The organism is Chryseobacterium bernardetii, from assembly GCF_003815975.1.
Classification (GTDB): domain Bacteria; phylum Bacteroidota; class Bacteroidia; order Flavobacteriales; family Weeksellaceae; genus Chryseobacterium; species Chryseobacterium bernardetii.
In genome coordinates, this window is the sequence record NZ_CP033932.1 from 4,832,835 (window position 1) to 4,845,012 (window position 12,178).

The 12,178-nt window shown below is 35.6% G+C and carries 11 protein-coding genes; 3 read left to right on the plus strand and 8 right to left on the minus strand.

The features are described from left to right. Positions 1 to 5: 5 nt before the first annotated feature. Positions 6 to 1,019, minus strand: coding sequence for a hypothetical protein (locus EG339_RS22010; RefSeq protein WP_164466477.1), 1,014 nt, complete (start codon positions 1,017 to 1,019; stop codon positions 6 to 8). Positions 1,020 to 1,448: 429 nt separating this feature from the next. Here EG339_RS22010 and mnmE point away from each other — a divergent pair, with 429 nt between their 5' ends. Both mnmE and EG339_RS22020 read left to right on the plus strand, forming a co-directional pair. After that, positions 1,449 to 2,834 carry a tRNA uridine-5-carboxymethylaminomethyl(34) synthesis GTPase MnmE gene (gene mnmE, locus EG339_RS22015; RefSeq protein ID WP_123872158.1) on the plus strand — a complete coding sequence of 462 codons (1,386 nt, stop codon included), beginning with the start codon at positions 1,449 to 1,451 and terminating at the stop codon, positions 2,832 to 2,834. A gap of 43 nt (positions 2,835 to 2,877) precedes the next feature. Next, the gene (locus EG339_RS22020) at positions 2,878 to 3,798 is read left to right on the plus strand and encodes a DUF4274 domain-containing protein (protein ID WP_164466478.1); all 921 of its coding nucleotides are present in this window, start codon (positions 2,878 to 2,880) and stop codon (positions 3,796 to 3,798) included. A 101-nt stretch (positions 3,799 to 3,899) separates the two neighbouring features. Here the strand turns inward: EG339_RS22020 and EG339_RS22025 are convergent, their stop codons facing one another. From EG339_RS22025 to EG339_RS22055, 7 genes are all read right to left on the minus strand, one after another. Then, complete coding sequence (locus EG339_RS22025; protein WP_123872160.1) at positions 3,900 to 4,352, minus strand: Hsp20/alpha crystallin family protein; 453 nt, start codon at positions 4,350 to 4,352, stop codon at positions 3,900 to 3,902. 184 nt (positions 4,353 to 4,536) lie between these two features. Next, positions 4,537 to 5,670: a cation:proton antiporter gene (locus EG339_RS22030; protein ID WP_123872161.1), complete on the minus strand. Its 1,134-nt coding sequence runs from the start codon at positions 5,668 to 5,670 to the stop codon at positions 4,537 to 4,539. 351 nt (positions 5,671 to 6,021) lie between these two features. Further along, the gene (locus EG339_RS22035) at positions 6,022 to 6,618 is read right to left on the minus strand and encodes a Crp/Fnr family transcriptional regulator (RefSeq protein WP_123872162.1); all 597 of its coding nucleotides are present in this window, start codon (positions 6,616 to 6,618) and stop codon (positions 6,022 to 6,024) included. A 220-nt stretch (positions 6,619 to 6,838) separates the two neighbouring features. Next, positions 6,839 to 8,638: a BamA/TamA family outer membrane protein gene (locus tag EG339_RS22040; protein ID WP_123872163.1), complete on the minus strand. Its 1,800-nt coding sequence runs from the start codon at positions 8,636 to 8,638 to the stop codon at positions 6,839 to 6,841. A 135-nt stretch (positions 8,639 to 8,773) separates the two neighbouring features. After that, positions 8,774 to 9,472, minus strand: coding sequence for a DUF1826 domain-containing protein (locus EG339_RS22045; protein ID WP_123872164.1), 699 nt, complete (start codon positions 9,470 to 9,472; stop codon positions 8,774 to 8,776). 104 nt (positions 9,473 to 9,576) lie between these two features. Further along, a complete protein-coding gene (locus EG339_RS22050; RefSeq protein WP_123872165.1) occupies positions 9,577 to 10,188 on the minus strand; it encodes a DUF4142 domain-containing protein in 612 nt (203 codons plus the stop codon). Positions 10,189 to 10,387: 199 nt separating this feature from the next. Continuing rightward, complete coding sequence (locus EG339_RS22055; protein WP_123872166.1) at positions 10,388 to 10,972, minus strand: YdeI/OmpD-associated family protein; 585 nt, start codon at positions 10,970 to 10,972, stop codon at positions 10,388 to 10,390. 262 nt (positions 10,973 to 11,234) lie between these two features. Between EG339_RS22055 and EG339_RS22060 the strand changes: the two genes are divergently transcribed. Beyond that, positions 11,235 to 12,044 (plus strand): phospholipase D-like domain-containing protein, encoded by an 810-nt coding sequence (locus EG339_RS22060; protein ID WP_123872167.1) that lies wholly within the window; start codon positions 11,235 to 11,237, stop codon positions 12,042 to 12,044. Positions 12,045 to 12,178 lie beyond the last annotated feature (134 nt).

Genomic DNA, 12,178 nt, shown 5'->3' on the forward strand with positions numbered 1-12,178 from the left:
TCAGATTAATCATTACAGCTTCTTTCTATGCACTTCCATTCGGTTCCGTTATAAAGCTTCACACATTTGTCCTGAATGTCATACAACAGCATTCCTTCTTTTGGATCTGCAATAGCATCACCAGGTTGTGGAGTCTGGCTTACGTGCTGAACTCTTGTAATTACGAAACCTTTATCTTTTGCCTCCATAGCAACAAAACCGTTCGGAACGTTTTCTGGCCAGGCAGTATTCTTCTTCTGAATGGTGATGCCGAATTTTGTATATCCAGCAGGAGTACCCGTAGCACCGGGCTTTGTACAGAATGAATCTATATTGTCTATAATTGTGGGTGCGTTACCACAACTGTTCCTATCTTCAGATAATCCATTTGGCCAAAGAGACGGACATGTAGCAGAAGTTGCATTTGGGCCACAGAAACTTGAATTCCCCATACCAAGCCCTATCACATTTCCCATAGCAATAGCCACAATTTGGCTATCATTACTGATGACTCCACCTCCACCACTTACATCTGCTTTGGCAATACAATAAGCTCTGCCGGCAGGAATCCCAACATATTTAACAGATGGATACGTTGTAGACTGCTGGGTAAATGTTCCACAAATCTCTACAACACTATTTGTTCCCATCTCTATAACAGAAGTTGATCCGGGAAAATTCCCAAAAAATGTGGGGTCTTCCTGAACGACCGATCCTACAAGAGACAGAAATGATTTGGTTCCCAATTTAATTTTTGAATCCTTTTGGGAATTAAATGCTCCTACTGTAACAGTACCTGTAGATTTTACACTTGCGCCGTCACCAATCTCCAGAACACCATTAACCTGAATACTGACAGACTGTAACTGTCCAGACTGAATAATAAGTGCTGCACCGTTTGGAATGCTTATATTAGTTCCTACTGTAAGATTCCCATTAAGACAATAAGTTGTGCCACTTACCATTGGCTGACCCGTATAAGGTGTACATGCCTGCCCGTTAACAACCCCATAAAAGGCTACCATTAATAAAAAAATCAATTTTTTATTAAAAGGTAAAAAAATAATTTATCCATGTATATTTATAATATTTTAACGAATTATTGCTATTTAAATTAAAAATATTTAAATTTTCAACATCATTGACGCACTAAGCAACAATTAATATACCAAACAAGTGTTTAATTTTTAAACACCGTAAGATCATTGATCAGATTCAGGATTTCCAGCTTGATTCAAAGCAACCCGAAAAATCTATACAGCAACAGATTGCAGTCATTTAAAGGGACTGGCATAAAACTGTACTTTTTGATTTTTAAATTTTGCTTTTCACAAATTGTAAGGCTATAGTTTAAGTCAAAAAAATGACAGCAATTTACTGGTCTCCCGGTTTTCATCTGAATAAAACAATAGATAATCTGAATAACATACTTCAGTGAGAATTTATATTAAAAACCGTAAATTTGCAGCATGAATAATGATACGATATGTGCACTGGCTACGGCCAATGGAATAGGTGCTTTAGGCATCATCAGAGTTTCAGGGGATGAAGCTTTATCTGTAGTTCAGAAAAGTTTTCCGGCTAAAAACCTGGCCAAACAGAAATCCCATACCATTCATTACGGTTATTTTATGGATGAAGAAGAAGCTATTGATGAAGTAATGCTCTCCATTTTTCTGGCTCCCAAAAGTTTCACCACAGAAAATTCTGTGGAGATCGCTTTTCACGGTTCTCCACATATCGGAAAACGCATTCTTGAAACCCTGATTAAAAACGGAGCGAGAATGGCCAAAGCTGGTGAATTTACCCTTCGTGCCTTCATCAACGGAAGAATTGACCTTTCCCAGGCAGAAGCCATTGCTGATGTGATTGCATCTGAAAATGAAGCTTCGAGAAAAGTAGCCATCAATCAATTAAAAGGTGGGATTACCAATGAAATATCATTATTAAGAACCGATCTTCTGAATTTTGTTTCTCTTATTGAATTGGAACTGGATTTCGCAGAGGAAGATGTAGAATTCGCTGACAGAACTGCTTTAAGTGGATTGCTGGATAAAATTGACGTAAAACTGAAATCTCTTATTGAGAGTTTCCAATATGGTAATGCCATTAAAAATGGTACTGCGGTAGCTATCATTGGAAAACCTAACGCAGGAAAATCTACCCTTCTGAATGCCTTACTGAAAGAAGAAAGAGCCATTGTAAGTAATATTGCAGGAACCACGAGAGATACTATTGAAGAGGTTCTTCATATTAAAGGCCATGCTTTCCGTTTAATTGATACTGCCGGCCTGCGTGAAACAGTAGATGAAATTGAAGCTATTGGAGTAAAAAAAGCTAAAGAGAAAGTAGAAAATGCCAATATTTTAGTCTACCTCGCTGATGCTGCTACTGAAGATTTCTCTGAGGATATTGAAATGATCCAGTCTTTATTAAGAGAGGATTTGAAACTAATCATCTGTGCTACAAAAATAGATGAAGTTATTCCAACAAAATATGAAGCGGTAGAGGATGTTTTCAGAAAGGCCATTTCGCATGAATTTGACTTTATTAAAATTTCTGCTGTTGAAAATCAAAATATACAGGACCTTAAGAATGAATTATCTTCTTATGTAGAGCAATTAAAATCAGAAGAAAATAATGTGGTTATTACTAACCAACGCCATTTTGAAGCTTTACAAAAATCTTTGGATGCTGTAAACAAAGTTAAAGAAGCCATTTCTTTCCAGATCTCTACAGAATTGCTGGCTTATGAGTTGAGAAACGCCCTGGAACACCTGGGTGAAATTTCCGGAGAAGTTACGAATGACGAAGTACTTGGAAATATTTTTTCCAAGTTTTGTATCGGGAAGTAATAAAAATAAAAAAAATATTGCTTTTGAAAAGACATACAAATTAATGGAAATTACATTTACGAAGAAAAATAAAAACAACGTTAATAATGCAATCGAAGGTACAAAGTCATATAAAAAGCTAACTTCTGAAGAATGGCATCAATTTGTTTTAAATTACAATTATGATAACGGAAATGAACCTTTTGAATGGTTAATTAAACAGAAAATTTGTGACAAAGGAACTGCACTTTGTCTTTATTGGCATTTACAACCAGATTTTTATTGTCACAGCAGAAATGCAGATACAGAGAACATTGCTGATAACGACTATATTCTCATCAAAGAAATTGAAAAAAGATTTGCGGAGGGATTTTATGAACAAGAACTTTTCGCATTTGACCCCAGAAAAGAATTTCTAAAATCTGAAACTAATGTTTCTTGTATTCCTAAAATAATGCAGGAAAAAACAACCGGAAATTTGTTTGAAAGAATTGACGTTGAATTTGCTTTTCTGAGAAATCCTGACGAAAAAGAGTTAAAGACCATTGATAAGAAAATAAAAGATGCCATTTCAATACTGAATATCACTAATCCCGGCTTTCAACTTACTTCAGATGTTCAGGAAACAATTAGTGAGATAAAGAATAGTGTTGAACATTTGAAAGGAAAAGATTTAGGAAAATTAAAAATTGAAAGTCTGTCATTTCTATGGCTGGACTGTTTATGTAAGCAATATAATTGGACTTGGATCATTTGGGACTGGGAAACAGGTAAAAAGATTGGTGTATCAAATAAGAGCAAAGCATTAACTTGCTTGTCTGATACAATTATTAGACATACCATTGATGGATTTCAGCCAACAAGCATAATTTCTGAACTTTTTATGAATTTAAATGGAGTTGAACGAATCATTGATCTGAAAACAGACCTTTATAGTGGTATTGGATTATTATTTTCCTCTGATCATTTAAAATTCCAGGAATAGCACTTTAGAATTATCAGGACACCTAGCAAAAAATAAAGGAAAAGATTTTTTAAATTATTGATTCAACAAAAAAATGACTACCGGAGTAGCCATTTTTTATTTTAAGATATTTCAATCATTCGGGGCGGTTTCTGCTTTGCATCCTCTTTCTTGGGAATAGTAAGCATGAGCAGCCCGTTTTCATATTTTGCATTGATGTTATCCTGGTCTACCACATCTTTCGGAAGCTCGAAACTTCGCTGGAAAGACTGATAACTGAATTCTCTTCGTGTAAAATTATCCTCTTTTGTTTCACTGCTGTCCTGCTTCATAGATGAAATGGTCAGCAGGTTACCATCCAGTTGTATCTGAAAATCATTTTTATCCATTCCCGGTGCAGCAACCTGTACCTCATATGCATCTCCATTCTCTTTTATGTTAACAGACGGCACTGTTGTACTGGTAGATGAGTAATTGTTATGGCCCCAGTTAAAAAGTTCACGTCCAAAAAAATCATCAAAGATGTTTGAAAAGCCTAAGTTGCTGTTTCCGTTTCTTCTTATTAGATTATTCATAGTAATCTCCTTTTAAATAAGTTTAACAATCATTTAATAACACGTCAGCTGGCCAGCTGTATATAAAATTCATCAAAAAAAATACCACCTCCCAAAATGTGAAATTTTTTCCGCATTGCTGTCAAATTTTCAGTTTCCACTGACAAAAATACAATTTAACAATCTGGATTACAACCATTTAAACCTATAACCTCTCTGATTGCAGGTTTTTTTTACGGAATTTCAGAAAGCTCCCACATCCAATCCAGACCGTAGATAAAAGAAGTGATAAACAGGTAATACCCAGTCCGGCTTTATAAAGATCGAATCCAACCATACCGGTTTTGTAAGCAATCGAAAGGGCCAGAATTCCGAACTCACCGGTCTGAGACAGTAGAGCACCGCCATAAAAGCTGTCTTGCCATTTGAAATTCAGAATCCTGAAGAAAACAGCCGACATTATGCTGTTGCTTACCAGTACTACTAAAGAACCTGTAATGATAAGCTTAAAATTAGATAAAAGATAAACCAGATCTAATCGTAAACCGATGGATACAAAAAAAAGCGAGACAAAGAAAACCTTGAAAGGCATCAGCGAATGTTCCAGCCAATGAAAAGCCCTGATTTTACCTACCAATACCCCGGCCATAAAACTGCCCAGTGCGGCACTCAAACCAACAAATTCTGCAAAAAGGCCAAAGCCAAGACAAATGAAAAGGCCAGAGAAAACCTGAAGATCATGATCGTTTTCGAGGAAGGTGTTTGAAAATCTGATTTCCCTAATATGTCTGATTTTTCTGAATATCAAAAAAATACCTAAACATACAGCTAAAGGAAGTACAAAGCTTGATACACTGAACATTTCACCGTTCCAGAATTTCAGCACTGTTAGCACCGGTGCCAGAAGCAGATCCTGCAGCAGCAGAATATTGAGGATAATCGTTCCGAAGGCTGTATGGAGCGTTCCGTGCTTCTTCATAAATTCCACAACAACTGCAGTACTGTTAAATGTAAAAAGGATGGCGATCAGTAAAATGCTTTTAAAATCGAGCTTAAGTATTTCACCAAGCAAAAAGGCAAACATAAAACTTAAGAATATCTTCATAGACTGAGCTAATATCGGTTTTATGATAAGACTTTTTTTATTGGGAATATTAATCTCCATTCCGATAAAAAACATCAGCAGCAATATTCCTATCTCCCCTATCACTTCTATTTCTTCAGACTTGTTGAATACTTTGAGCGCATAGGGCCCCAGTAACACACCTGCAATAATATAGGCAATAAGATAAGGCTGATTAAGCTTTTTCAGCAAAAACATCAGTCCTAATATTGTCATACACAAAACACATACTGTCCAAAGCATATCTAAGTAACTGTTAGGTTTATATATTACAAATCTTACAATTTAAAGGAATATCTCGTTTTATAAACTGAAGCGTCAAGAGCTGACTGGCATTACAAAATGCAACAAAAAAAATACCAGTCAAAATACTATGAAAAATTTTCAGTATCTCTGTCAAAATATCATATTTACTATTATTGTAATTATGATCCGGATCATAATTCTTTGCAGTTACCATCATTTAAATTTGCCTGCAACAATCCATTTATTTTCTCATCAAAGCCAATAGTAAAGCCTTCCTGTGGGAAGGCTTATTTCTTTATTTTTAACAATATCTGTTTACAGCTAATACATTATCTGTCTACCCTCAAGTTTGAGGATATCATCCTGTTCCATTTTTTTTACAGCACGAATAACCGTCTCAACCCGCAAACCGGTTAAGTTTGCAATCTGCTGTCTTGTTAAAGGAACTTCATAAGTGTAACGTTCCTGTTGATGCGCACATTCTTTAAGATAGTCCATTAAAGATCTTATTTTTGTGCTGGGTTCAGATGCTGAATTATTGAAAAGCATCACATACTTATAGAATAGCCTGTCTGAAAGATTCTCAAGTATCCGGAGCATAACATCACGATTTTCACAGACTAATCTAAGGAAGTTCGCTTTTGAGAGTTTCAGTACGGTACAATCTGTTTTTGCGACAGCGTTCATGGGATATTTCTTTTCACTGAATAGCAGCGATTCTCCAATGCTCTGCCCCTCCCTGAGTATGTTCAATGTAAATTCCTTTCCATCCTCATGGTAATTATTCAGTTCAACTGTACCCTTCACAATCTGGAAGTAAAAATGGGGAGTATCACCTGTTTGAAAGATAATTTCTTTTGCCGGATAATCTTCATAAACAGCTCCATTTTCGAGTAAAAGATTCTCATCGATGATCATACTTTATTATTTTTGATATGGTTGACAATGAAAATTCTTAGTAAAAATTGGTGTTTTTTGGAATACAAAATTCAGACCATTCAAATCACAGCAACATCATCATAAAGCACTGTTAATAAAGCCAAAATCTCTCCAGGTATAAATAATTCCCAGCAAACAATCAGTAATATAATGACAACGAATGCCACTTGCAGCAGTTTGAAAATAACTGTCTTCGCTTTTAATTGCCAAAATTTACAAAGTGAGGTACCTCTGTTGCAAAGCTGTTCATTGGAAGAAGGTTATTCCTGTTGCTGTTAAAATCAAAAACTGAATTATTATCAAAAGGAACACGGGGATAATAGGTAAAGGAAACCTGAATCCTGTTGAATACCAAAAACGGATTATTAATTAAGACCCCTACTCCTATTTTAGTATTTGCACGGGTACCCAACAGCTTTTCATTAGGCATACCCAACCAGCCTACAGCCATTGTTAAATAGGGACTAAAGTGGAAATTCTTCCATGTCTTGTTAATGAACATCTGCAGCTGGTATCTTAACACCATTTTTTTTGTTCCAATATAATCTGCGTTATAAACAGGGAACTCATCCGGCGATGAAAGGTTAATCCTGTCTTTATAAGAATAATTATGCTGTGGATTTCCCAAAGCTAAAGTGGGAGAAAAGAAGTGTCTTACCTTTGCAAATTTCCAGTCCATTAGATTGGTAAAATAGGTTCCGTCTATACGGAAAGATTCCCGGTTCTGGGTATCTTCATTAAAAAACCTTCCAAATTGTGCTTTTAAAGTGAAGTATCCTAATTTTGTAAAGCTTCCATAAGATGCAGAAACGCCCATATAAGGATTCACTTCTTTATTTCGTGATAAACCACCTGCAATAAGATTCACAGAGTTTCCATAAGCAATATCTTCCGGCAAATCGTATTGGAAAATATTTTTCTGAACAGAAAACCGCCTGTTGATAAGCCCTATAGACATCAGAAAACTGTTGTAAGAACTAAAGTACTTATACTTATCAATTCCAGGGCTGTCTTTATACTGGTAATTTTGGAATCTTCCTATAACAGCAATATTGCTGGTTACTTTTTCACCGGGATCTGATGAAACCGGAATCTGGTAACCACCCCATAAATCCTGACTGTATACTTTGATCTGAACCTGCGGAAATGTGTTGTCCGTTTCTACCGGAAGTAAAACATTCCGCATAAAATACTCAAAAGTAAAACCACCTGCCCATTTGGTTAAAGGGGAAAAGAAATCTCTTCTGAAATTGAAATTGATTCTTTCGTTTCTCTGAAAATCACGTTCTCCCAGTATCTGGGCACTGATATAAGATCCAAAAAGATTATAGGTAGTATAACTTCCTAAAACGTAGTCCTGTTTTTCTTTGGAATCATTTCTGTAAAGGAAATCCAATGTATGACCTAATCCTAAAACGTTTTCTTCTGTAACGCCAAGGCCTATCTTACTTCCCGAATAACTGACTCTTGGCTTTAAGCTCCAGGAATCAAGAACTTTTACCACTACATCAATAGAATCTTTGCTGGAATTATCATCGGAAACACTGATATTTACCCTGTTTATAAATGGCATCGTTCTCAGCAAACGTTCAGATTCATAGAGTTTCTGGGCATTATATTCTTCTCCTTCTTTAAAAAGCAGATAGTTATTGACAGTGGAAATTCTTGTAGTGGAATGAAGATGGTCTGCAAACCAGTCATACCATTTTAACTGTTCTTTCGGGTCCTTGGAATCATACCCAAAAGGGTCAATGGCTTCGATCCTGATGTTCCGGATATATCTTTTATTATAGGCTTCCTGTGGCAGTTTTTCAGTTCTTGATTTAACTGAAGCTGAATCTGCTTCCCTACGGAATATAAAACGGTGAAGAAATTTAGTGACTTTTCTTTTATCTGAAAATTCTTCTATTTTGTAATAAAGCGAATCTTTCTTTTCCTGCGCATTTAAAAAGAAAAAACCACTTAAAAAGAAAATTAAAGTTACAATAGATCTTATCATTAGTCATCAGAATTCAATACAGTCTGTTGTATCAATTTACAAGCCAACAAACCTCCAGGGATAATATATTTTAAAGATACAGTTTTTGAATGAAAAGCCCAACTGCAATAAACAGCAGGCAGCATCACAAGAGGTTTAGCAAATCAAAAGCAGGCGATATTCTCCTTCATTTTCAGCAGGAGCTCTATGCACACAAGGTAATACTTTTTGTGAAGGATGATCTACTGCGAGCCGCCAAAGGTGTCCTAATCCCAGATTGACTGGTTTTGCATGGGGTTTAGCCTGATAATGCAGATCAAAGAAATATTCTTTCAGAAAATCTTCAAATTCCTCTTCAGGCCCAGCGTGTAATTCTTTAAGTTTTTGCCGGATTTCCGGAACCTGTATTTTTTGTACAGCCTCATCATTGCGTAATATATCACTTGCGGCACCATAATAGGTACATAAAAAAGTATCTGTTCCGATAGGTGAACGATCTACATGATAGGAATAAACGTCCGTTGAAATGAAATCGAACTCTTCATCCCGCTCATAGTTTTTCAGCAGATTGAGAGAAGGTAACGCTCCGAAATCCGTTAACAGCTGTAAATCATTCAGGATTATTTCTCTTGCAATATTCCCTTTTTCCGATAGCTGCAATTCTAAAAGATCTTCAGCAGAAATTTCTGTAATATTCTCTTTCAACTGGAGTTTGGAAACAATTTCCTTGAAATCTCCATCTAAATTCCTATGCCAGCACATGGCATTGATATTACCTTGAAAATGGGTATTGATAAGTTCATAAAATGTAGAAACTATCCTTATCTGATCGTTATCGGAAAATGTATCGTTCATATTTTAGAATAACCGCTTAGTTGTTATTCTCCGCAAAAATAAGGAATAGCCGGAAGATCATATTAAAATAGCCATGCGTTTTGCATGGCTATTCTGTTTTTAGATTATTTTACAGTATTATTGGCTTTCTCCGATTCTTTTAAATGATGTTCGAGAGTTGGCAAAGTCTTAGCAGCAAAGGATTTTAAAGAAGATTCTGTACCTTTTGAAGCTTCTTTTTTAAATTCTTCAATATCTTCCTTATGGTCTTTAACCATCAGATCGGCATAAGCCTTGTCAAAATCTGCTCCTTTTTTGGTCTTCAGTTCATCATATTTTTTCTGTTTTTCAGCATCCAGACTCGATGGCAAAGTATAATTTAAATCTGAGGCGATCTTCTTGAGTTCATCGTTAGCTTTGGAATGATCTGTAACCATCATCGCTCCCAGAGATTTTACTGCCGGATTGGAGGCATTGGTTTCAGCAAGCTTTCCCATCATAACTTCCATCTGCCCGCCTGTTGCAGCTGCGTTTGCAAATTTTTTATCCTGATCTGAAAGTAAATGATCTGCACTCTGCTTATTAGGTATATTAGCAGAGTCGTTAATGACAGTACCTGATTCAACAGGTGCGGCTGTTTCAGTACTTACGGCAGACGTGTCTGTCTGCGGTGCTTCATTTTTTTTGCAGGCTACAAAGGCTGTTGCTGCAAAAAGTGTTACAACAATTTTTTTCATAATAATAAATTTAAATGGTGACAAATAACAAGTTCATTAGAACTTTAATATTGTATGCAACAACTAATTTGCCAAAAATCAAATTCTGAAAATATAAGCCTGCTTAAAACATAAAAACAACTCCCTGATTATCAAACCAATCAACTATTCCTTCAGTACTTATTAATCTTTAAAAACAAGATATAGTTTGTTATACAGTTTACAAAAAATGTTTAGCCTTCTTCCCTTTTGCTGCGTTTTCTGCTATTTCATCAATACGCTTTTTCCGGGTTTCCGGCCGTTTGGCAAGAACAATCCACTGCAGCATCATTTTTTTCATTGATTTGCTTAAGCTTTGAAAATATTCTTCTGATCCCGGATTATTTTTAAAAGCTTCGCTCAGATCTTCCGGGACTACCAGATCTTCAACAGCATCCAAAATTCCCCATGAACCGTTTTCCTTTGCAATTTTTATACATTCATAGCCTGCTTCTTTCATCAGTTTACCCTCTATAAGTTTCTGTACCTTTTCTTTATTAATCCTGGACCATGTACTGTTGGGTTTACGTCTGCTGAATAGCTGTCTGAAAGATTTTTCATCAATAGTTTTTCTCGTACTGTCTATCCAGCCGAAACAAAGGGTTTCTTCAACCAGCTCACTCCAATCTACAAAGGGCAAGCCGGATTTTTTCGTATTACAAATAACCCATACCGATTGTTTGGATTGATGAAAATCACCCAGCCATTGCCGCCATTCTACTCTTGTATTGATATAGATCTCCGGTCTTTTATTGGTATTTTCCATTGCCATTCTGTTTGGAATTAAACTGTTCGCATACACGAAAATACAGAATATCTGACAGTTAACCACCAGCAATTATAAAATCTGCCATTCTATTATTGTTATTGATATCACTTTTATGGTTTCCCGTAAAGCACGCAATAAAAAAGAAACGTAAATTTGGGTTCTCAATTACAGAATTAAGTAAGTCCGGTTTGGACCTGATCTTCTTTTTTAAAGAAAGGAATACCGGAAATATTTTAAATACTATTTAAGAACATCAAACGTGTATTATAAGGAAAGGAAAAAATATTATTTTAAAATTGATACTGAAAACAGTGAAGGAGTTGAAGTATTTGTAGGACAAAATGCAGGTAATCAATTAAATAATGATATTCTGAATGCAAAAGCTGAAGTTCTCATCATCTCTCCTTATATTGATGAGATAAAGCTGGATGATCTTCTGATGCTGAAAAACAGGAATATCAGTGTGAGACTGGCCTTCAGTGATCTCCGCCCCGAACAGTATGGAAGCATATTACGAAAGCTCATCCATCAGAACCGGGTAACAGATATAAAGAAAAAAGAGAAAAGAGAAAGTCTGAAAAACCTATTCTTTTTATCTTCTATTATATTGTTCAGTCTGGGAATTTTTTCACTCATTTACTTCGGTATCCATCTTGTAGATGATCTTACAAATTCAAATAACTTTGTAGCCCTTTTAGTTGCCATTGCCTCTCTGTATGGATTCTTCAGATGTTGGGAAAAGAAGGCAGAAGTGGAAAAAATGGAGGTTTATACTTATCATTATTCTGAAAACCTGAATTTCAAATTCATCAGGAATAGCCGTTATGACAATAAATTTTTGCATTCCAAGATTTACATCATCGATAGAAAAGTAGCCTATCTCGGCTCATTAAACTATACCAAAAGCGGTTTCACCTCTAATTTTGAGTCCCGGATCAGAATTACCCAAAAGGAAAAGGTAAATGAGCTGGTTCGGTTTGTTCATGATATTTTTGAAGATAACGTGAATCTCAGAAAACATGAGCTTTTCTATCTTGGAAAACAGGTCTACAGTGAAGAAATGTATTAATATTCATAAAAAACAGCTTTATCCTTCACTGTAATTTCTGATCTCATAATCTCTGAAAATATTTTACCGGCAACTATTTTCCATAAAAAAACAGTGTTCCCCGAAGAGAACACTGCTTATTAAATGAAATATGG

What these genes read in the sequence shown, in the direction of transcription:
- EG339_RS22035 (WP_123872162.1), bottom strand. Translation starts at nt 6,618, where the DNA reads ATGATCATCGATGAGAATCTTTTACTCGAAAATGGAGCTGTTTATGAA.
- mnmE (WP_123872158.1), top strand. Translation starts at nt 1,449, where the DNA reads ATGAATAATGATACGATATGTGCACTGGCTACGGCCAATGGAATAGGT.
- EG339_RS22050 (WP_123872165.1), bottom strand. Translation starts at nt 10,188, where the DNA reads ATGAAAAAAATTGTTGTAACACTTTTTGCAGCAACAGCCTTTGTAGCC.
- EG339_RS22025 (WP_123872160.1), bottom strand. Translation starts at nt 4,352, where the DNA reads ATGAATAATCTAATAAGAAGAAACGGAAACAGCAACTTAGGCTTTTCA.
- EG339_RS22045 (WP_123872164.1), bottom strand. Translation starts at nt 9,472, where the DNA reads ATGAACGATACATTTTCCGATAACGATCAGATAAGGATAGTTTCTACA.
- EG339_RS22020 (WP_164466478.1), top strand. Translation starts at nt 2,878, where the DNA reads ATGGAAATTACATTTACGAAGAAAAATAAAAACAACGTTAATAATGCA.
- EG339_RS22040 (WP_123872163.1), bottom strand. Translation starts at nt 8,638, where the DNA reads ATGATAAGATCTATTGTAACTTTAATTTTCTTTTTAAGTGGTTTTTTC.
- EG339_RS22030 (WP_123872161.1), bottom strand. Translation starts at nt 5,670, where the DNA reads ATGACAATATTAGGACTGATGTTTTTGCTGAAAAAGCTTAATCAGCCT.
- EG339_RS22055 (WP_123872166.1), bottom strand. Translation starts at nt 10,972, where the DNA reads ATGGAAAATACCAATAAAAGACCGGAGATCTATATCAATACAAGAGTA.